At 60.8% G+C, this 20,726-nt stretch carries 19 protein-coding genes; 14 read left to right on the top strand and 5 right to left on the bottom strand.

Annotated features, from left to right (window positions below):
- Positions 1 to 262: 262 nt before the first annotated feature.
- From ACKVY0_RS16250 to ACKVY0_RS16205, 10 genes are all read left to right on the top strand, one after another.
- On the top strand, positions 263 to 1,432 hold the full coding sequence (locus tag ACKVY0_RS16250) for a sensor histidine kinase (RefSeq protein WP_409215874.1): 1,170 nt from the start codon (positions 263 to 265) through the stop codon (positions 1,430 to 1,432).
- Positions 1,429 to 1,905 carry a response regulator gene (locus ACKVY0_RS16245; RefSeq protein ID WP_409215873.1) on the top strand — a complete coding sequence of 159 codons (477 nt, stop codon included), beginning with the start codon at positions 1,429 to 1,431 and terminating at the stop codon, positions 1,903 to 1,905. Before ACKVY0_RS16250 ends, ACKVY0_RS16245 begins: the two co-directional genes overlap by 4 nt.
- Before the next feature lie 86 nt (positions 1,906 to 1,991).
- Positions 1,992 to 2,423 (top strand): hypothetical protein, encoded by a 432-nt coding sequence (locus ACKVY0_RS16240; RefSeq protein WP_409215872.1) that lies wholly within the window; start codon positions 1,992 to 1,994, stop codon positions 2,421 to 2,423.
- An 84-nt stretch (positions 2,424 to 2,507) separates the two neighbouring features.
- Positions 2,508 to 2,738: a hypothetical protein gene (locus tag ACKVY0_RS16235; RefSeq protein ID WP_409215871.1), complete on the top strand. Its 231-nt coding sequence runs from the start codon at positions 2,508 to 2,510 to the stop codon at positions 2,736 to 2,738.
- Positions 2,739 to 2,783: 45 nt separating this feature from the next.
- Positions 2,784 to 3,824 carry a zinc-dependent alcohol dehydrogenase family protein gene (locus tag ACKVY0_RS16230; RefSeq protein ID WP_409215870.1) on the top strand — a complete coding sequence of 347 codons (1,041 nt, stop codon included), beginning with the start codon at positions 2,784 to 2,786 and terminating at the stop codon, positions 3,822 to 3,824.
- Between the two features lie 12 nt (positions 3,825 to 3,836).
- Positions 3,837 to 4,124: a hypothetical protein gene (locus ACKVY0_RS16225; protein WP_409215869.1), complete on the top strand. Its 288-nt coding sequence runs from the start codon at positions 3,837 to 3,839 to the stop codon at positions 4,122 to 4,124.
- Between the two features lie 465 nt (positions 4,125 to 4,589).
- Positions 4,590 to 4,985 (top strand): hypothetical protein, encoded by a 396-nt coding sequence (locus tag ACKVY0_RS16220; protein ID WP_409215868.1) that lies wholly within the window; start codon positions 4,590 to 4,592, stop codon positions 4,983 to 4,985.
- 29 nt (positions 4,986 to 5,014) lie between these two features.
- Positions 5,015 to 5,560, top strand: coding sequence for a ferritin-like domain-containing protein (locus tag ACKVY0_RS16215; RefSeq protein WP_409215867.1), 546 nt, complete (start codon positions 5,015 to 5,017; stop codon positions 5,558 to 5,560).
- A 159-nt stretch (positions 5,561 to 5,719) separates the two neighbouring features.
- On the top strand, positions 5,720 to 5,863 hold the full coding sequence (locus ACKVY0_RS16210; protein ID WP_409215866.1) for a DUF3309 domain-containing protein: 144 nt from the start codon (positions 5,720 to 5,722) through the stop codon (positions 5,861 to 5,863).
- Positions 5,864 to 5,885: 22 nt separating this feature from the next.
- Positions 5,886 to 6,290: a hypothetical protein gene (locus ACKVY0_RS16205; protein WP_409215865.1), complete on the top strand. Its 405-nt coding sequence runs from the start codon at positions 5,886 to 5,888 to the stop codon at positions 6,288 to 6,290.
- A gap of 30 nt (positions 6,291 to 6,320) precedes the next feature.
- On the opposite strand, the gene ACKVY0_RS16200 is transcribed toward ACKVY0_RS16205, so the two are convergent.
- The 4 genes from ACKVY0_RS16200 to ACKVY0_RS16185 form a co-directional block, all read right to left on the bottom strand.
- Positions 6,321 to 7,382: a putative zinc-binding metallopeptidase gene (locus ACKVY0_RS16200; protein WP_409215864.1), complete on the bottom strand. Its 1,062-nt coding sequence runs from the start codon at positions 7,380 to 7,382 to the stop codon at positions 6,321 to 6,323.
- A gap of 155 nt (positions 7,383 to 7,537) precedes the next feature.
- On the bottom strand, positions 7,538 to 10,042 hold the full coding sequence (locus ACKVY0_RS16195) for a DUF1592 domain-containing protein (RefSeq protein ID WP_409215863.1): 2,505 nt from the start codon (positions 10,040 to 10,042) through the stop codon (positions 7,538 to 7,540).
- Between the two features lie 44 nt (positions 10,043 to 10,086).
- Positions 10,087 to 11,343 (bottom strand): DUF1552 domain-containing protein, encoded by a 1,257-nt coding sequence (locus tag ACKVY0_RS16190; protein ID WP_409215862.1) that lies wholly within the window; start codon positions 11,341 to 11,343, stop codon positions 10,087 to 10,089.
- A gap of 82 nt (positions 11,344 to 11,425) precedes the next feature.
- A complete protein-coding gene (locus ACKVY0_RS16185) occupies positions 11,426 to 13,240 on the bottom strand; it encodes a hypothetical protein (protein WP_409215861.1) in 1,815 nt (604 codons plus the stop codon).
- 151 nt (positions 13,241 to 13,391) lie between these two features.
- Here ACKVY0_RS16185 and ACKVY0_RS16180 point away from each other — a divergent pair, with 151 nt between their 5' ends.
- The 4 genes from ACKVY0_RS16180 to ACKVY0_RS16165 are packed head-to-tail and all read left to right on the top strand — an operon-like array spanning position 13,392 to position 18,870.
- The gene (locus ACKVY0_RS16180; protein WP_409215860.1) at positions 13,392 to 16,124 is read left to right on the top strand and encodes a PQQ-dependent sugar dehydrogenase; all 2,733 of its coding nucleotides are present in this window, start codon (positions 13,392 to 13,394) and stop codon (positions 16,122 to 16,124) included.
- Positions 16,125 to 16,160: 36 nt separating this feature from the next.
- Positions 16,161 to 16,790: an SHD1 domain-containing protein gene (locus tag ACKVY0_RS16175; RefSeq protein WP_409215859.1), complete on the top strand. Its 630-nt coding sequence runs from the start codon at positions 16,161 to 16,163 to the stop codon at positions 16,788 to 16,790.
- A 17-nt stretch (positions 16,791 to 16,807) separates the two neighbouring features.
- Complete coding sequence (locus ACKVY0_RS16170; RefSeq protein ID WP_409215858.1) at positions 16,808 to 17,479, top strand: response regulator; 672 nt, start codon at positions 16,808 to 16,810, stop codon at positions 17,477 to 17,479.
- On the top strand, positions 17,476 to 18,870 hold the full coding sequence (locus tag ACKVY0_RS16165; RefSeq protein WP_409215857.1) for a sensor histidine kinase: 1,395 nt from the start codon (positions 17,476 to 17,478) through the stop codon (positions 18,868 to 18,870). Before ACKVY0_RS16170 ends, ACKVY0_RS16165 begins: the two co-directional genes overlap by 4 nt.
- A gap of 53 nt (positions 18,871 to 18,923) precedes the next feature.
- Here the strand turns inward: ACKVY0_RS16165 and ACKVY0_RS16160 are convergent, their stop codons facing one another.
- On the bottom strand, positions 18,924 to 20,720 hold the full coding sequence (locus ACKVY0_RS16160) for a M3 family oligoendopeptidase (protein ID WP_409215856.1): 1,797 nt from the start codon (positions 20,718 to 20,720) through the stop codon (positions 18,924 to 18,926).
- Between the last annotated feature and the right edge of the window lie 6 nt (positions 20,721 to 20,726).

Below are 20,726 nucleotides of genomic sequence, written 5' to 3'. Positions count from 1 at the left end.
ACGTGTTGCGCAAACAGGCGAGCTTCGGGGCTAGCGAAGCGCCGCGAAGCGAAAGGTTAGGTGAGGGGCCAGTTCGGCGTTCGTTGCAGGATTGCTTAACGGCATTGGGGCTAACGCCACACTCATCATCCGGCGACGCCCCCCTTCAGGCCGATGCTTGCACACTTCGCCGCAGCAACTTCCCGGATGAGCCTGAAGGCGACGGGCGTGGGTAGTACACCCCATGGTGCCTTGCAGCGCCTCTCGGCACGTTGGTGCGCCCATGAATTCAACGGTCGATTTAACCGCAACACGCCAGCAGTCTGATCCGGCCTTGCGTGCTTCGGAGCTTAGCTATCGGCGGCTGTTCGAAGCTGCGCGGGATGGCATCTTGATCCTGGAGGTTGCCACCGGACGGATCACGGATGTGAATCCGTATTTAACCGAGCTGCTGGGCTTTTCACATGCGGAGATGGGCGGCAAAACCGTCGGCGAACTCAGTCCCTTCAAAGACATCGAGTCCAATCAAGCCATGCTGGAGCGGCTCCAGAAAACTGGCTATGCCCGCTACGAAAACCTGCCGCTGGAAACCCGGGACGGCCGCCGCATCGCGGTGGAGTTTGTCAGCAATGTCTATCAAGCCGGTGAGAGCAAGGTGATCCAATGCAACATCCGCGACATCACCGAGCGCAAGCACGCGGAGAATGAAATCCGGCGGCTCAATGCAGAGCTGGAGCAGCGCGTCACGGAACGCACCGCGCAACTGCAGACCGCGAACCAGGAGCTGGAGGCCTTCAGTTACTCCGTCTCACACGATCTGCGCGCCCCGCTGCGCCATATCAGGGGCTTTGTGGAACTGCTGCTGGCAGACGCCGGGCCGTCCCTGTCTGAAACCAGTCGCCAACACCTGAACACGGTTTCGCAGGCGGCCAAACGCATGGGCGCTTTGATCGATGACCTGCTGGCCTTCTCCCGCATCGGCCAAGCGGACATGCAAAAGCAGCCATGCAGCCTCGACGCGCTGGTGCATGAGGTGCGGGGGGAATTTCAACCAGAGACGACCAGGCGAAACATCGAATGGCTGATTCATCCTTTGCCGGTGGTATGGGCCAATCCTGCGCTGCTGCGCCTAGTGCTGGTCAATCTGCTGTCCAATGCCGTGAAGTTCACCAGTGCCCGCGCTCAGGCCAAAATCGAGATCGGCACCAGCAAGGATGAAAACGTGATCTTCATCCGCGACAACGGCGCCGGCTTCGATCCGCGTTATGCCGGCAAGCTCTTCGGCGTGTTTCAACGCCTGCACCGCCAGGACACGTTTGAGGGCACCGGCATCGGCCTAGCCAACGTCCAGCGCATCATTCACCGGCATGGCGGCCGGGTCTGGGCGGATGGCGTGGTGGACGGCGGCGCGACGTTTTATTTCTCCATTCCCAACCAGCAAAAATCCGCATGAATCCGACCCCCACCGAACCCGCCGGCAGCAAGAGCATTCTGCTGGTCGAAGATGACCTTCAGGATGTGCAACTGATGCTGGCGGCGCTGGAACAGCATCATCTGGCCGACCGGGTGTTCGTGGTTCATGACGGTGCCGAGGCCTTGGACTATTTGTACTGCCGGGGCGCATACCAACACCGCACCTGCGGCAATCCGGCCCTGGTGCTGCTGGATCTCAAGATGCCCAAGGTCGGCGGGCTGGAAGTGTTGAAGATCGTCAAGGCTGACGCGCTGTTGCAGTCCATCCCCGTCGTCGTGCTGTCATCCTCACGCGAAACTGCCGATCTGACCGAGTGCTATCGGCTCGGGGTGAACGGCTATGTGGTGAAGGCCGTGGATTACACCGGATTCATGACCGCCGTCCGGCAGATCGGCGCATTCTGGATGAAACTCAACGAGCCGCCGCCAGCAGCGCGAGCTGCGTGCCGCTGACTATTCTGCCGCACGGCCGTTCTCCTGCTGCGGCTGGGGTGAACACCTCATTGCGGCTGAATGCCGCCGTGGATTCATTCGACGGCATGAGAACGAACACGAACATTGGTTTGTGGATTGACCATCGGAAGGCGGTGATCGCCTTTGTTTCAAATCTGGGTGAACAATTGCAGGTGATCCTGTCGCATGCGGACCGGCAGCCCGGACGCATCAATGGGAAGCGGTCCTCGGCGGTCCATGAGTCGCTGCTGCTGCGCGCGGATGATGTGCAGGACCGGAAGTTCGGGCAGCATCTCAACACCTACTATGATGAGATCATTGCCTGCGTTCACGAGGCGGAATCGCTCCTGATCTTCGGTCCCGGTGAGGCCAAAAGCGAACTGGGCAAACGGCTGGCACGTAAAAAACCCGCTGGTCGCACCCTGCGGGTGGTGGCGGCGGACAAACTGACGGACCAGCAGATTGCCGCCAAGGCGCGTGATTACTTCAAACATGCGCATCGGGTCTTCGCCTTCTGAGCACGGATTCCTGAGTTGTGGACCGATCAGCCCTGTCTCCAAGCGGCGCAGTGAAGGATGAGCAAGCCATGGAGTGAACACCCCATGGTTTGCATCGAACCATGGTATTATGAATGCCCGATGGCGATCCCAACATCTATTGCAACACGCAAGCCAGCGCTGCTGGCAGGTGCGGAGCCGGCGCAGATCTCCCAGGATCCAAACTCGGCCTGCTGGCCGCCAACAATCGTGCTCGCGATGAATGTCCACCTGATCACCTGCCCAGAAATGTCAGTGCAGGACTGGTTTGAGGAACAAGTCTCCGCCTTGGGGTAAACACCCCATGGCGGGTTCGGGGGCGCATCGCATAAGAATCGGACAATGAAAGCTCTCGTCTATCACGGTCCCGGCCAGAAAACTCTGGCGGACATGCCCAAACCCGTCTTGCAGGAGGCCACCGACGCTGTGGTGCGCATCCTCAAGACCACCATCTGCGGCACCGATTTGCACATCCTCAAAGGCGATGTGCCAACGGTGAAAGAGGGCCGCATTCTCGGCCATGAAGGCATCGGTGTGATCGACACGCTCGGCACCAGCGTCACCCGCTTTCGTGTGGGCGACCGCGTGCTGATCTCCTGCATCACCGCCTGCGGGATGTGCGATCTTTGCCGGCGCGGCATGTGCTCGCACTGCGCACACGGCGGCTGGATCCTCGGCAACACGATTGACGGCACGCAGGCCGAGTTTGTCCGCATTCCGCTGGCCGATACAAGCCTGCACCGCCTCCCCGCAGGCGCTGACGAGGAGGCGATGGTCATGCTCAGCGACATCCTGCCCACCGGCTATGAATGCGGCGTGCTCAACGGCTGCGTGAAGCCCGGCGACACCGTGGCCATCATCGGTGCCGGACCCATCGGCCTCGCGGCGCTGCTGACCGCGCAGTTCTATGCCCCGGCGGACATCATCATGATCGATCATGATGATCACCGCCTGGATGTGGCAAAAAAACTCGGCGCCACCAAGCTCATCAACAACAGCGACGGCAAAGCGCTGACCAGAACCATGGCGATGACCTATGGCAAAGGTGTGGATGTGGCCATCGAGGCCGTCGGCCTGCCCGACACCTTTGAACTCTGCCAGGTCATCATCGCCGTCGGCGGCCACATCGCCAACGTCGGCGTGCATGGCAAGAGCGTGCCGCTGCACCTCGAAACACTCTGGTCCCAGAACATCACCATCACCACCCGCCTCGTGGATGCCGTGACCACGCCGCTGCTGCTCAAGACCGTCATGTCCGGCCGCTTGCAGCCCAAACAGCTCATCACGCACCGCTTTCCACTCAGCGAGGTGCTCAGCGCCTATGACACCTTCGGCAATGCCGCGCGGGAACGTGCCTTGAAAATCATCCTGACGAACGAGTAACCAAAAACCTGTATGAAACCGACGACCGACACACAAACCCTGCTCCCAGATGCCGCCGACCTTGCTCAAGCCATGCTGCAGGCTGCGGCAAAACTGGGCGGTGATCCCCTGGCGCCAGAAACCTCCACGGGGACCGCAGCAATCACCGCCTGGGATGAACCGCCTGATGCCGCCGGTTATAGAATGCTGCAGTCGCCAGCAGTGGGTGAGGCGACCATCGCCGAGCAACTGGTCGATGCAGGCAATGCAGAAGCCGATCTCGAACAGCGTCATGCCCAGGAGCTGCTCTTGGCGGAGTGACCGAAAGCAGGAGGAAACTTAAAAGGAGAGCCAAACTGGGTTGCCCCATCAACAGCAAGGCTTTGATTATGACGAACCATCAGGCAACGCCCATTCCCGCCCGTCTTGAACTTGGTTTGCGGACGGATTCGTCACGCTTGATCGAGCTGGAGACGGATTTGTTTCCGCAGTCGTCGAGAGGTATACTTGGAGTCATCAAGATGGGTGATTTTTTGCCGCAGATTCAGGGAAGCCACAGATTGTTTTATGTCTGGTAATCTGCGGATTTCCTGAATCTGCGGCCAATCCTCCGTTTCACAAAATGTGATGACGCGCAGTATAGCTGGTGAAGCGCCCGGTTCATGCTGCGCCATTTGGGGTGTACACCCCATGGCGCCGCCACAGTGTCCACGCCACGATCATACCCATCCGCACACCAGCCGCCGCCGACAGCGGCGGCCGTCCAACCCGATACAGCCACCTTCCATGAACCAACATTCTGTCTTCTGCATCGCTTACTCCCGGCTCCAAGCCGACCAGATGGTTCAGCGGCTGAAAGGGGCGGCGTTCTCCATCCAGGACATTTCAGTGCTTGCCGCTGTGGGGCCGATGGTTGCTGCCTTGGGCGACATGGCAGACGGTCTGCACAACCAGGGCGTCCCGTTGCCGAAGGCCAGACTTTATCAGGTCAGGGTCAATGAGGGACGCATTCTTCTCTCGGTTCAGGCTGCAAGTGATGATGAAATCACGCTGGCGAAGGAAATTCTCAGCAAGGCCGGCGGCAATGACATCTGTGCCACCTGTGAGCCTGCCCCGCAGCGCCGCCTGGCGCTCGCTCCACTGCATGCGCGCAGGTCCGAGGCACGTCTTAGTTTCGCCTGAGCAGCGTGCCGGAGAATGCAGACTCACCCATGAACACTCTCAATAAACTGTTTTTGGACGGCCTCGCAGAAATCTATGACGCCGAGTCACGGCTCGTGTGGTCCATGCCGCAGATGGCGACTGCGGCCACCTGCCCTTTGCTGCGGGAGGCGATCCTCTCCCACCTGCAGGAAACCAAAGCGCATGTGACACGGCTCGAAACACTTTTTCAATCGCTCGGTGAACGCGCCCGCCGGAAAACCAGCGAGGCCACCATCGCCCTCGTCAACGAGAGCCATGAGATCATGTCCCGCTTCAGAGGCTTCCCCGTCGTCAATGCCGCGCTCATCGCCGCCGTGCAGAAGATCGAGCATTACGAGATCGCCTCATACGGCTGCCTGCGTGACTGGGCGGTGGTGCTGCGCAACAAAGAGGCTGCCGCCATCCTTCAGGAAATTCTGGATGAGAACAAGACCACCAACCAATCCCTCACGGAACTGGCACGGTCCCGCAGCAACCAGCAGGCGCTCAGCGAGCATGCCTGTGTGTCAGAGCCAACCACCGCCGTCTTCTGCCAGACAGCGGCGTGCGCCTGAACCCAGGCCAACACTTCATCGACCTAGCTCCAGAGCATCCGGTCATCGCGGTGTGATCCATTTTTAGCCATGCTGAAAACGGGGTGAACACCCCATGGCCCCGCTGGTGCAGCACGTCCATCCTGCCGCTGTTAACAATACAACCCTGTACCCTACTCCATGAATATCCTCGTCATCCTGCTCATCCTGCTGCTCATCGGTGGCGGCGGCTACGGCTTCCGCTCTGGCAACCACTACCTGGGTGGCGGCGCCGGCCTCATCGTCATCATACTCATTGTCTTGCTCGCAACCGGGCGGATTTAATCAAACCAACAGCCATACACCCATGAAACTCAACTCATCCTTGTTCCTGCTCGCCCTCGTCCTCAGCGTCGCCATGACTTCCTGTGTCGATCCGGGCTATGCTGGCGGCGGCTATAACAACAGCAACCGCAGCGGCTACAGTGGCAACCGCAGCGGCTACAGCAGCGGCTTCAACACTTACTCGACACTGCCCCCCAACTACAGCGGTAGCGCCTACCTGTACAACGGCCGCTACTATTCCGGCGGCAACTATCAAACCGGCCGCTACCAGGACCACGGGCGCAGCTATGACAGCCGGTACTATCACAACGGCCAGTACTATTACGGCGGCAGCCACGCTCACTACCCGGGCGACGGCCACAACCACGGCCAAGCGAATTATCCCAGTCCCTATGGCTCAACGCGGGCGTCTTATCGATCGTTCTAATGATCTGCGTTGAAAGACCGGCGCAGGCGCTCAGGAAGTCTTGAGCGCCCACGCTTGGGCCAGATGATGCGCCAGCCGCAATTTCTGCGCTACTTTCACGGAGATGACGAAGGGATAGAGCGCCGGTTCGCCTAGGCTTTGCGAGATTTCATTGAGCACCGTGGACAGGCACATCCAACGCTGCAACCACGCCAGGAACCCACCATCGGCGATTCCGTCTTGCGGCAGCATCGCCGGCAGCGTGCCGGCCGCGCCAGGCAGCATCACCAGCGGCAGCGCGATGTGCTTCACATGAATGCCCAGACTCTCGCAGGTCTCCAGTCCGTCCACGATCTGCAAGTAGTGCGCCCACGTCTCCGCCCAGTCCTCCCATGGATGTGATGCGGCGTAGCCGGTGATGTAGTTCTGCTCCCAGCCGGTCTGCGCCCCGCGCTCGTAATACCCGCTCAACGCTGTCGCGTAATCCAGCCACTCATCGCCGAAACGTTCGCGGAACGCCAGCCGCAGCGGGTCATCCCATCCCAGTTCCGACAAGCACCGCTGCCACAGGTAATGCGCACTCTCATGACGGAAATGGCCGAGCAGCGTGCGGCTGTTTTCACCAAGCTGCTGACGGTTGATCTGCCGGTACGTGTCATCCGCCTCCTCCAGATTCACCGTGATCACCCCATTCAGATGCCCCGTGGTCACGGTTGGGTTCGACAGCGTGCTCACGATGTCAAACGCCAGTCCCGTCTTTGGCTCCTCGGCTTTTGACGGCAGCGTGATGCCCAGACGCAACATCGTGTAAATGAGCCGTCGCTTCGCCATCTCCATGCGTCCCCACAGCATTAAATTACGCGCCGTACTCAGATCCGGGATCGTGCGGTTCATGCGACAGGCTGCACAGAGCGCTTCCTTGGCATCCGCCGGCAGCAGCCAGTTGCACACGCCATGCTTCACGCCGTTGTCACAGCGTTTCAGCGTGCTCGTGGTCCGCACGCGCGCCATCGCGCCGCCCATGGGATTATAACCGACGACCCCGCCGCACTTCAGGCACTTGGAACTGCCGAAGAAAAGCACATTGCCGCAGTCACAGGTGAATCGTTGCATGAAGAAGATGGAGCAGGAACAAAGCCATCTTCCTCTCGCCGCGTTTCACCGCAAAGTCATGCGATTGCGCGTCCTTTCAGCGGCGTTCGCGTCAACTGGAACGTCAATTAGACGCTGTATGACTTCAGCCGCGTTTTGCTTTTGCAGCGGACACTTCACCTCGACCGAAACACCTCGCTCATCAGGCACTCAGTCATGAGCGTCTTCAGGCCGAGGCCCTGTTTCTTCACTTTCTCGTGGAGTTGGTCGATGAGGAGGTCGTCGTTGAGTCCCATGGTGCGGCCGGTGGTGTAGGTGAGGAGTTGCCGGATGAGATGGCGGGTGAAGTGATCGGTGCGGGTGTCGTGGATGATCTTTTTGAAGCTGGCGAAGTCGGCATACGCTTCGCCAGAGGTGAATTCGCCGGTGGTGTCGATCTCGGCGGGTTTGGCTTTTTTGTTGGCGGCGGGGTATTTATTGCGCCAGCGGCCCACGGGGTCGTAGGCCTCCAGGCTGAAGCCGAGTGGGTCGATCTTTCGGTGGCACTCGGCGCAGGCGGCATCGGCGCGGTGCTTAGCGAGGCGGTCGCGGATGGTGGTGGCACCGCTGACATCGGGCTCAATCGCGGGTACGACATCCGGCGGCGGAGGCGGCGGGATGCCGAGGATGTTTTCGCTGACCCACACGCCACGCGTGACGGGCGAGGTCTCGACGCCGTTGGCGCTCACGGTGAGCACCGCAGCCATGCCGAGCAGGCCTCCTCGATGGGTGTTGCCTGTGAGGCTGACTTTCTTGAAGCCATCGGCGAGGCGCAGGGTCTTCGCCTCGGGCAGTTCGTAGAGTTTGGCGAGTTTCTTGTCCACGAAGGTGTGGTCGCAGTCGATGAACTGCGCGACGGAGCCGTTGTTCTTGAGCAGATCGCGGAAAAAGAGATGCGCCTCGGCTTTCATCGAGGTGGGCAGGTCCTCGGCGTAGTAGGCGCGGTAGTTTTCGCGCGGTGGTGGCATGCCGCCGAGGTCGCGGAGGTTCAGCCAGCTATCGAGGAAGCCGTTCACGAAACCGCTGATGCGTTCATCGGCGATCATGCGCTCGATGTGTTTTTTCAGCTCGGCATCTTGTGTGAGCTTGCCGGATTTCGCGGCGGCGAGCAGTGTTTCATCCGGCGGCGTGGCCCACAGGGCAAAGGAGAGGCGGGTGGCGAGATCGTGGGGCTTGAGGGCCTTCGCGGACTCGTCGGTGATCTCGCTGAGGTAGAGGAAGCTCGGTGAGCAAAGGATGAGCTTCACGGCATCGAGCGCGGCTTGTCGTCGCGAGGCTTTTTCGGCGATGCGTTTGTCATAAAGCGCACGAATGGGCTGGCGATCGGCATCGGTGAGCGGTCGGCGATAGGCTTTCTCGGCGAAGGCATTCAGTTGATCGAGCGCCTTGGCTTCCTGGAAGCCTTCTTTGCCGAAAACGGCCACTTCTTCGGCGCTGGGCTTTTCGGGCACGGGGCCGTGGATCTTGATCTCGCTGATGCGGATGTGTGGGAGTTTTCCTTCCTTCAAGATATGCGCACGACCAACGCCGGAGGAGCCGATCTTCTCCTTGAACTCGTCTTTGTACTTTTTGTTGATTGTGACGACGGCGGCACGCGATTCATACGGGCCGTTCGGGAAGATGAAGCGCGGTGTCTGCCCTGCCTCCAGCCACACGCGAAATTTGAACCACGTCGGCGTGTTGTCCGGCACGACGGCGCTGGCGAGCAGGGGCTCGATGGCCTGCGGGTAATGGATGTGGCCTTTGGTGACATCGCCCGGCACGACACCGAGGATGAAGGGCTCGGAGAAGTCGATGCCGAAGATGGCGGGGTCGTAATGCGTGTCGCGATGCAGCGCCGTGGCCTCGACTTCGAGGTCGTAGAGACCGGAGACGGGCACGCCTTTGAGGAAGTCCTCGATGTGGCCGTAGCCGCCCTGGCGCGTGTCGGTGTTCGGCTGCTCGTAGAGATTGAGGTAGCGGTAATTGAAGGCGCTTTTGTGTGAGCCGCTGAGTTCCTCGTATTGCACGAAGTGGCCGTTGAACTTCCAATCCTTCGGCTCCATCGCCGGTTTGCCGAGTCGTGTCTCGACGAGGCGGTTCGCGGACTGGAAATACTGATCGACGAGGAAGCCAGAGGTCACGAGCGACTTGCCGATGGTGTCCATGTGCTCGGTGGTCTTTTCCTTCGGAAAATCCGCCGTGAGGCCCAGCGTATCCACGCGGCGGCCAAACAGCACCGCGAGCGTGTTTTCATACTCGCGGCTGGAAAGACGGCGCATTACTGTGCGGCTGCCCGTGGTCTGGAATTTCGCATGTGCGGCCACCGTGCCATCACGCAGCGCCCTGATCATCGCGATGCGCTCGTCGTCCTTCGGCTGATCCGCTTTCTTCGGCGGCATCTCCTTCAGCGTGAGCTGGTCGATGATGTCCCGCGCCTCGATGAGGTCCGCGACGGACTTCAGCGGCAGCGCGAACGCATCAAAAGCGCGGTCGCCCTTCTGCACATCCGCATCGTGGCACTCCAGGCAGTATTTGCCGAGGAACTGCTGCACGAGCTGCGGGGTGTCGTCAGCGGCGTGGACTGAGGCTGATGCAAAAGCAAAGAAAGCCGCTGATTTGACCACAGAGACACGAAGAGCACAGAGGTTTTGTTTTCTCATTCTCTGTGCTCTTCGTGTCTCTGTGGTCAAAAAGAATCTGATGTTCACGCGAAACGCCCCGTGCTGTTGCCGAACGAATCGATCTCCACGCCCATCTTCTGGGCGATATCGACGAAGAGATTGCAAAGCGGCACTTTGTTGATGCCTTCACGCGGCACTTCGCGGAATTCGCCGTGTTTGTAGCCGCCACCGGCGAGGAGGATGGGCAGGTCGGAGTTCTTGTGCGAATTGCCATCGCCCATGCCGCTGCCGAAAAGCACGGTGGTGGAGTCGAGCAGCGTGCGCTCGCCGTCGTTCATCTTCGCGAGACGGGCCACGAACTTGCCGAAATGATCGATCTGATACTTCTCCAGCGTGATGAGGTCGGCGATGGCCTCGGCGTCGTTGCCGTGGTGCGAGAGGCCGTGCCAATCCTTCTTGATGCCGAGATGCTGCGGCATGAAGTCACCGCCGATCTCCAGCGTGGCAATGCGAGTGCTGTCCGACTGCAAGGCGAGCGCGATCATCTCATACAGCAGCGGCAGATCTTCGACGGCATTGCGATTAGCGGGCTTGTCGAAGGGCGCTTTCGGCTTCGGCTGGTCCGTCCAGCGCTGGCGCAGTTCGAGGCGCTTCTCCACATCGCGCACTGAAGTGAGGTATTCATCGAGCTTGTCCTTGTCCTCCTTGTTCACCTTCTTGGAAAGGCGGTTCGCCTCCTCCAGCACGGAGTCGAGGATGGAGGCCTGCACCTGATTCTCCTGCGCCCTGCGTGCCTGACGCTCCTTCGAGTCGGTGACGAAAAGTTTTTCGAACAACTCCGCCGGATTCGTCACCGGCGGCACACGTACGCCCGATTTCGTCCACGCGATCTGGCAGCCACCATGGATGCCGCCTTCCGAACCGACCGTGAGCGCCGGGAAGCGCGTCTCAAAGCCCACCTCATCCGCGAGATACTGGTCGATGGTCACATTGCCCTCAGGCCGATTTTGCGCCTCGGAGTTCAGCACACCAGAGAGGAACGAATGCACTGCGAAGTGCCCACCCTTCACCCCATGATCGAGACCGCGAATCACCGTCATCTTGTCGCGAATGTCCCACAGCGGCTCCAGCAGCGTCGTCTTCTCGTAGCTGCGGCCCTGGGTCGTCGGGAAAAGCTGCTTTGTCTGGTAGCCGAGCAGGTTCCCGACCGCCACAAAGCGCCGTGCGCCCATGCCCGCACCTTTGGCTGCCTGCACCGGGCCTTTGGCCATGAGCGAGGACATGCCCGGCAACGCCAGCGTGGTGCCGAGAGAACTGAGAAGAAAGTGACGACGATTCATGAGGGGATTTTTTGGGGCCGAGGCAACGAAGGGGGAGCGCGACCAGCCTACAATGACCGGACGCGCTCGAACAAGCACAGTTTTAAAATCCCGTGTTCGGAAACCAGCGGCTGAAGTGGTTTTCATCGAGTCGCGTGAGCGGGATCGTCAGTGGCTGTGGAATGCCGCTTTTTGCCCAGCGCAGCAGGTCGTCGCGATGGCCGAGTTTGCCGAGGATGTCGAAGACGTTGCCGGGGGAGCTTTCAGGCCAGCCTTTCATCACCTGGGGGTCCCAAATCGCGATGCCGGGATCGCCTGCGGTGAGATAATCGGCGGCTTTCTGACAGAGTTCCTTCGGCTTGCCGGTCTTCCACGCGATGACCATCGGGTAGGCCTTCGTGTTCGTGCCTTTCGTGATGCGGCGATAGTAGTCCATGTCCACCTGGCCGGGAGTCTTGGTGAAGGACGTGTGGTAGGCGAACCAGGTGGTGGCGATGTCATCGACAAGGCCGCGCTGAATCCAATTCGGCAAGTCGAGGCCCCACTTTTGGTTGTCCGCTTCTTTCGCGAAGGTGCCGAGCGAGATCTTGTAGCGTTCTTTGCGGCCTTGTTTGGCGGCGGTTTTATCCAGCAGTGCGCGCACCTCCAGCATGAAGTCCGTCATGATGGCCGCACGCGTGGCGTGGATGCGCGGGTCATCATCCGGCACGGATTTGGCATCGACGTTGTGCATTTGTTGGAAGCGCTCGCAGAACGCTTCCTCCCAGAGCATGAGCGGCATGCCGCGATTGAAAACGAAGCCGACGCCCTCGGGTTGCAATTCCAGCGTCTCGCGGAAAACCTCGATCAACTGCTTGCGCACCTCCGGCACGGCGTAGCTCATGAAAAAGGTCGGCGTGTCGTCGCGGTCGATGCAGCGCCATTCGGGATGCGCGTAGTAGAATTTGCTGTTGAAGGTCTCCTCATACGGCATCGACCCGACCCAGCCCGCCGGCCGCAGCATCACATGAAACTCCGCGCCCTGCGCCTTCGCGGCATCACGCGCGACCTTGAGCGGGTTGATGCCTTTCTTGAACAGCGTCTCCAAGGAGCGCGTGTAGTTCGCATACGCCCCGGTGGGGAAGTCGATGGTGCCTTCGCCGGGATAAGTGCCCACCTTGCTCGGATAGCACACGAGATCGCTGCCCGTGACCTGGAACCACCACTTCCCGATGTCTGTGCCTTCATAACCGCGAAACTCCTCCGCCAGTTCCTCCGCCGTCGTCGGCTTGAAGGGCCAGATCCAGCTATGACCGTCAAACGTGGCGATGGAGGTGCGATGCTTCGACTTTGCCTGACTCGTCTTCACCTCCGCATCCGTCATCGGCACGAGCTTCACATAGCAAACCGTCGCCGGCAGCCCCGGCAGCGGCGCGATCTCGACGGACTGCCCTTTCAGCTCTGCCACAGTGACAAAGCACTCTTGAATGACCGCACGCCGGTTCTCCAGCAGTGCGAGATTGTTCGCCAGGCGCTTGAAGACTGGTTCATCGCTCAGTTTCGCCTTGATGCCATTGCCGCCGATGTTGAAGCCGCCCGAGGTCGTTGCGAGTCCGACATACACGCCATGCCAGCCACGCTGCGTGAGCGGCAGCCGCACGACGGGCGGATTCGTGGCGCTGTAGATCGACAAAGCGGTGCCTTTCATCTCCGCCGTGGTGAAAGGAATCATCTTCCACTTTCCCTTCTGCCGCTTCCCGGTGATCAGCGCTGATGCGGGCTCCGCTTTCGACCAATCGGTGAGCACCACCGCCTCCGCCGCCGCCCGCGACAGGCGACGCGAGTCATTCGGAAAATAGTCGGGCGCTGGTTTCTGCTGCGCCAGACAGGGCAGGGTGAGACAGATGACTGCGACAAAGGTTTGGCGGGAGCATTGCATGGGGCGCAAAAATGGCTGCTTCCATCCAAACGGCACGCCGAGTGGCTTTCTTCGGGGTGGAGATACCTAGCAGGCGCAGCAGGTCCAAAGATGAACTGATTTTCATTTTTGTTTCTGACCAAGGGCACCAGCATTGGGCAGGTTCCAACCCATGAAAGCTGCTCCAATACTCTGCCTAGCCTTCCTCAGCATGACGATTGAGTGCTTGTACGCGCAGCTCGTGCGGCAGCCAAACACCACGCTCAATCTGCCTGCCACGCTGCCTGCGGCGACGGGCTACACGACAACGAACGCGATCCCTTTTGCCGGTGGCGGCGGGATGACCTTCACGAATCCAATGTGTACGGCCTTCCCGAATGGCGAGACGAACCGCCTCTATGTGGCCCTACGTGCTGGAGTGGTGCGGGTGGTGAACAATTTGAGCGCGGCAACCCCCTCCCAGGCCATCTTCATGGATCTGGCCAGTTATTTGACCAGCATCGGTCAGGCGCTGCCATTCGCGGACGAGAACGGCCTGCTCAGCATGGTTTTCCATCCGGACTACAACGACAACGGCTTCTTCTATCTCTATTTCAGCATCACCCTCAGTGGTCAGCTTCATCAGCGGCTCGCGCGTTTCCAAGCCACCGGGACACCGGGCAGTTACAATGCCGCCACGAGCGCTGATCCGGCCACCATGACGCCGCTGCTGACGATCTATGATCAGGCGATCAACCATAACGGCGGCGATCTCGCCTTCGGTGCCGATGGCTATCTTTACCTCTCGCTCGGTGACGAGGGCGGCGGTGGCGATTTCTACAATAACGCACGTTTCATCAACAAGGACTTCTGGGGCCAGATGATCCGCATCGACGTGGACAATCGGGCGGAAAATCTGCCGCCCAACGCGCACACGCAGCCCGCTTCCACCAGCCATCCATCGGCGGTGCATGCGGGCACCTACAAGGTGCCGGCGGATAACCCGTTCATCGGTTTCACGAGTTGGCACGGGCAGACGATTGTTCCCGCGACGGTGCGCACGGAAATTTTCGCCACGGGTTTCCGTAATCCGTTTCGCTTCACCATCGATCCACCGACGGGGCGCATCTTTCTTGGTGATGTCGGCCAGCTCAACTGGGAGGAGGTGGACATCGTGGTAAAGGGCGGTGACTACGGCTGGAGCTGGCGCGAGGGGCTTCATGAGTTCTACCAGTCCGCCACCGTGCCGCCGCGCTTTCCGGACAACTTCGGAGGCAACACGAACGCGCCACCCGTCAGCGGCTTCACGCCCATCGACCCCATTTTCGAGTACGTGAGCGACAACAGCGCTGGCGGCACGATCTACGGCACCTCCGTGTGCGGCGGCATCGTGTATCGCGGCAATCAGCTCACCGAGCTGCAGGGCAAATACATCTTCGGTGATGTTTACGGTGGCGGCGGCATCATCGCGGCGCTCACGGAGACGAGTCCGGGCGTGTGGACGGCGCAGCAGATCACCACCCGGCCGCAGATCGTCGATTTCGGCGTCGATCCGCGCAATGGCGAACCCCTTCTGTGCGGACTCGGCGGCACCATCTACAAACTCACACGCAGCGGCACCACCGGCACGGAGCCTCCGGCCACGCTCTCGGCCACGGGCGCGTTTTCCAATCTCAGCACGCTCACGCCGAACGCGGGCATCGTGGCCTACGATCCGAATGTGAACTTCTGGAGCGACTACGCGATCAAGAGCCGCTGGTTCAGCATTCCAAACACCACGGCCACGATCACCTTCAGTGCCATGAGCAACTGGACCTTTCCAACTGGCACGGTTTGGATCAAGCACTTCGACTTCGAGACGACACGCGGTGTCCCGGCAACACGGCGAAAACTGGAGACGCGCTTCCTCGTCAAAACCGCCACGGATGTCTATGGCCTGAGCTACAAGTGGCGCGCGGATCAAAGCGATGCCGATCTGGTGGCCGAGGCCGGACTTACGGAGGTCATTTCGAGCAGTCTGCCTTCCCAAACATGGCGTTATCCGAGCCGTGGGGAGTGCGTGACCTGCCACACGCCGGTGGGCGGCCACGCGCTGAGTTTTAACACGCCGCAGCTCAACCGTGGCCGCGATTACGGCGCTGGTTGGCAAAACCAGCTCCAGGCCCTGAACGACGCGGGCTACTTCAGCGCCGCCGTGACGGGTGTGAACAATCTTGCCGCCTTCGCGGCGGCTAATGACACGTCGCAGTCGCTCGAATGGCGTGTGCGCTCGTATCTCGCGGTGAACTGCGTGCAGTGCCATCAGCCAGGCGGTGCCGCGCAGGGAAGCTGGGACGCGCGCAGCACTATCAAGACCGATGCGGCCAACCTGATCAACGGCCTGCTCGTCAACAACGATGGTGACGCCGCGAATCGCTTCATCGTGCCGGGTGATGCGGCGCATTCGATGCTGCTGCGCCGCCAGCAGGGCAATGGCATCACACGCATGCCGCCGCTAGGCACGTTTGAGCGTGATCTAGTGAACGAACAGCTCGTGAGCGACTGGATCGCCGCGCTGAGCACTCGGCAGAGCTTCACGCAGTGGCAGTCATCGCAAAACCCGCCGGTGGGAGGTGCAAATGACGATCCCGATCACGACGGTCGCAGCAATCTGCTGGAATTCCTCACTGGCACGAATCCGCATGCCTCCTCCAGCGGCTGGAGCTACGGCGTGATGCAGTCCGGCGGCGTTGTGGCGCAGTTTCAGTTCACGCATCCGGCGAACCGCGCCGCCATCATTGAGGTGAGCAGCGATTTGGTCACCTGGCGCACCTGGGATGCGCCGGGCAATCTGCCCTTCTATCCCGCCACTGACGCCACCCGCACCATCACCGCCCCACTCGGCAGCCCGGACCGCTTCTTCCGCGTGCGTTTTGAAGAACTGTGAACGACTGATCCTCCGCCATGCGGTTTCACCATCTCTATGAAAACGAAAACCACCCTCCTGCACCTCTGCCTCGCCTTCTGCGTCATATCCACCCTTCAGGCCCGAACCTGGACCGAGGCCCAGACGGGCCGCACCATGGAAGGTGAGTTTGTGAAGGTTCTCGACAACGCCGTGGTGATCCGCAGTGCCAACGGCTCCACCGTCCAGCTACCGTTGGCACGCTTGAGCGAGGCCGATCAGACTTTCGTCAAAGCGCAGGCGGAAGCCGCCCCGAAGGCCACCACCGCGAAGGCGGACGAAAAGAGCGCGGGCAAGGACGACGTGAAGAAGCAACTGCTCGGCACCTGGGACGGCTACATGGCCGACGGCGATGGCTCACGGCATGGCGACATCCGCCTGGAGATCACGGAGGAAAAGATCACCGCCTCCAATCCACGCGGGAACGCCACCATGGGTGCTGGCACCTACAAGGTCTCGGGCCGGAGAATCGACGCCACCGGCACGGAAGGTCAGTTCGCCGGGAAGAAGTACGAGGGCATCTTCGATCTCGACGGCAAGACGCTCAAATGGTGCTCCGCCAACGACAACCCAAACTCCAGCCGCCCCAGCAAGCTGCAAACCAACACGCAGGCCGGCCAGTTTCTCATGGTGCTGGAGAAGAAATAGCGCCGTCCATTGCCGCCATGCGTCTCCTTGTCGTCGAAGATGAAATCAAGGTGGCCCGCTTCATTGAGCGCGGACTGCGGGAGGAGGGTTTTATCGTTGAAACGGCCGCAGATGGTGAGTCAGGCCTGCAGAAGGCCCGAGGCGGCAGTTTTGACTTGGTCATTCTCGATGTGATGCTGCCGGAACGCGATGGCTTCTCCGTGCTGCGCGAACTGCGTGCCGCCGGCCTGCCCGCCCGCGTGCTGATGCTCACCGCACGCGATGGCGTGGGTGACCGCGTGTACGGGCTGGATCTCGGCGCGGATGATTATCTCGTGAAGCCCTTCGCTTTCGCCGAATTGCTTGCCCGCGTGCGCGCGTTGCTGCGCCGTGGAGTTGCGGAGGAGCCGGCGCTGCTTCGAGCGGCGGATTTGCAGGTGGATATGCGGGCGCGGCGTGTCACACGCGGCGGCCAGCTTGTGGTGCTCTCGGCCAAGGAGTTCGGCGTGCTGGCGCACCTGCTCCGCCGCGCTGGAAACGTGGTGACCCGCGCTGAGCTGGCGGAGCAGGTATGGGAAGACCTGCCAAACACACCGAGCAATGTGATCGAGGTCACGGTTTACCATCTGCGTGAGAAGGTGGATCGTGGTTTCTCGCCCGCGCTGATTCAAACCGTGCGTGGCGCGGGCTACCTGCTGCAAGAGTCATGAAATCCCTCCGCGCCCGTCTTTTCATCAGCTTCACCGCGCTGCTTGCAGCGGCGTTGATGATGTTCGGTGTCATCGTGTGGCTCGTGGCGCGGGAGGCGATGACGAATGACATGGACGATTTTCTGCGCGGCAAGGCAATGCTGCTCGCGCGCCTCATGCCGGCGGAGCGCCTGCGTGTGGAGCCATGGATGGAGCAGGACTTGCAGGTGCAGGAGCGGCAGTTTGGCGTGCAGGTTTTCGATGTGCATGGCACACCGGGAGGCAAATCGAGCACCTTGACCATCGAAGTGCCGCTGACGGACAAAGTGCGCCGCTCCGAGCATCCCGCCGGTGGCGTTATTTTAGAAACCCTTGTGATCGGCGGAAAAAATTACCGTATCGCCACGCACCCACGGCGTGACCGCTGGGGCGAGCCCGTCGTGATGTATGCGCAGGCTGTGATCTCATTTGATGCGCTGCAGGCCCGGCAGGCCCGGTTGCTTGCCTGGCTGGTGAGCTGCGGCACCGCCATGCTCGCCGCAGGCGCGGCCGCCTCGTGGTATTTGAGTCGGCAATGGCTGCGCTCTGTTGCCAGTCTGGAGGAGGCCGCGCGCGGCATCAGCAGCTCCGAACTCGGCCTGCGTCGTCTGTTTGTTCCCTCTGACGACGCTGAACTCGCCGCGCTGGCCAATGCCTTCAATCACCTGCTCGACCGCCTTGAGGCCGCGTACAAAACACAGCAGCGTTTCACCGCCGATGCTTCCCACGAACTGCGCACGCCGCTCACCGTGCTGCGCGGCGAGATCGAGGTGGCGCTGCGCAGGCCCCGCAGCGCCGAAGAATACCGCGAGGTGCTCGTCAGCAACAAAGAGGAGATCGAACGCCTCTCCCGTCTCACCGAAAACATGCTCGCGCTGGCCCATGTCGATGTCGGCGATGCCATCACTCAGCGCGAACTGGTGAACGTGAGCGAACTCTGCGCCGGCGTGACCGCCAGACTGCAAAATTTGGCAGTTGAGCGTCAGATCACGCTCCACCACGAAGACACCACGGCTGAACCGCTCAGTGTGAACGCTGATCGCATCGCTGTGGAGCGTGTGATGACGAACCTCGTCGAAAATGCCGTGCGTTACTCGCCTGGGGGCGAAAGCGTCACGGTGCGGATTTGTAAATCACCGCCATGGATCGCGATTCAGGTCATCGATACCGGCGGCGGCATCGCGCCCGAGCATCTGCCGCATCTGTTCGAGCGCTTCTACCGTGTGGACAAGGCGCGCTCACGCGCCAACGGCGGCAGCGGCCTCGGTTTGTCGATTGTGAAGGCGCTCGTCGAAGCTCACGGTGGGGGCGTGAGCGTGACGAGCGAGGTAGGACACGGCAGCACCTTCACCGTGCGGTTGCCTGCGGCTTGATCCTCACACCCTGGATTCGCGGTCTGTGTTCGTGCATGCCCTTCACTGCGGCTTCACTGCAGCTTCTCATAAGCCGCTAACGTCGGTTCGATGGCTCGCAGCGCCGTGGCCCAGAACTCAGGATTGGTGAGGTCTTCGCCGAGCGTTTGTTTCACGACTTCCTCGCACGTCGCGCTGCCGGTCATGGCGAGGAATGCCTCGTAGCGTGGCAGGAAGGCTGCGCCCTCGACTTTGAAGCGGGCAAAGAGCGCCTGGCTGAGCAGGTAGCCGAAGACGTAGGGGAAGTTGTAGAAGGAGACGCCGGTGATGAAGAAATGCATCTTGTAGGCCCAGAACATCGGGTCGGTGCCGTCGTCGAGGAGCGTGTCGCCGTAGAGTTTGCGCTGGGCTTCGGTCATCAGTTCGCGAAGTCGCGACACGGGCACTTCGCCACTCGCACGTTCGGTGTAGAACGCTTTCTCGAACTCGTAGCGCATGGGGATGTTGATCAGGTAGGCGTGTGCGCGGAGCATCTCCTGGTCGAGCAGGTAGGCCTTCGTGGCCTCGGTGATGCTGGGATCGTTCATGAGGCCGCTGAGCAGGATCATCTCGCCGAAATTCGACGCTGTTTCGGCAAGCGTCATCGGATAGCTGGCCGCAAAGGACCGCGCAGGCCGCAGCACGCACGAATGCCAGGCGTGACCGACCTCATGCGCAAGCGTGACCATGTCGTGTACAGTCTTGTGGAAGGTCATATAGACGCGCTCCTCGTGTTTGAACTGCGATCCGGTGCAAAACGCACCAGGACGCTTGCCTGCACGCGGTTGGGCCTCGATCCAACGCTGCGCGAGCATCTCGCGGAAATACGCGCCGAGCTGCGGATACGCGGCGCTGAAGGCTTGATCGACCGTTTTGCACGCTTCATCCCAAGTTAGCTCTTTTTCGTCCGGTGGGGCGATCTGCGGTGCTTCGAGGTCGAAGTAGTGCAGCGCGGACGTGCCTTGCAGCTTCGCCGCTTTGCGCAAAGCACGACGTGGCAGCTCGATGTGCGTGTGGATGGCCTCCATCATGGCATCGAGCGACTTCCGGCTCATGGCACCATCAAAGAGCGGCGTGTCGAGAAAGTGCGGAATGCCGCGACTGCCATACAAGCTCAGGCGCGTGCCGGCGATGCCATTCAAACCGGCGGCAAGGGTGACAGCATGGTCATTCCACGGCTTCTGCCCGGCATGAAACGCCGCTTCGCGCAGTTTGCGGTCTGGCTCGGACATCAAGGCGCGACGGCGTGACATCGGCACGGTTTCGCTGTGACCATCTGGGAAGGTCATCTCAAACTCCATCTTGCCGGTGAGCGTGTCATAGAGCCGTCCCCAGGCATGCAGGCCGTTCACATTGAGATCGGCGGCCAGCGCCTCCATCTCCGACTTCATCTGATGCTGGCCTTCGTAACGCATCCGCTTCACCGCATGCCCGGCATTCTTCAACGAGGCATCGTTGAGTAACATCGCGAACGCGGCATCGCTCAAAGCCGCCAGCGCCGAGCGCAGGGAGGCTTGTAATTTCGTGCTCTCAGCCTCCAGCGTCGAAATCCACGCTTCATCGGCTTTCACGGCCTCGTCATTCGCATCATCCGCCGACAAACAGCCGAGATAAGCTGAGAGATGGCCAAGACGATCTCCCAGCGACTCCAGCGCATTGATCACGCGAACGATCTCAACGGTGTCGCTGCTCAAGGTGGCGGCTTGAGTCTTCAACGCCTCGACATCGCGCACGAGCGCGGCCTTGAAGTCAGTGTAGTCGGGTTTGCCGAAGCCGGAGAACCAAGTTTCGAGAGACCAGCGGTCGGGGGTGATGGGGGCAGAGTGGGACATAATGAG

The sequence above is a fragment of the Prosthecobacter sp. genome (genome assembly GCF_046154365.1).
Classification (GTDB): domain Bacteria; phylum Verrucomicrobiota; class Verrucomicrobiia; order Verrucomicrobiales; family Verrucomicrobiaceae; genus Prosthecobacter.
The sequence above is the reverse complement of the archived record's forward strand: the minus strand, read 5'-3'. Positions and strand labels throughout refer to the sequence as shown.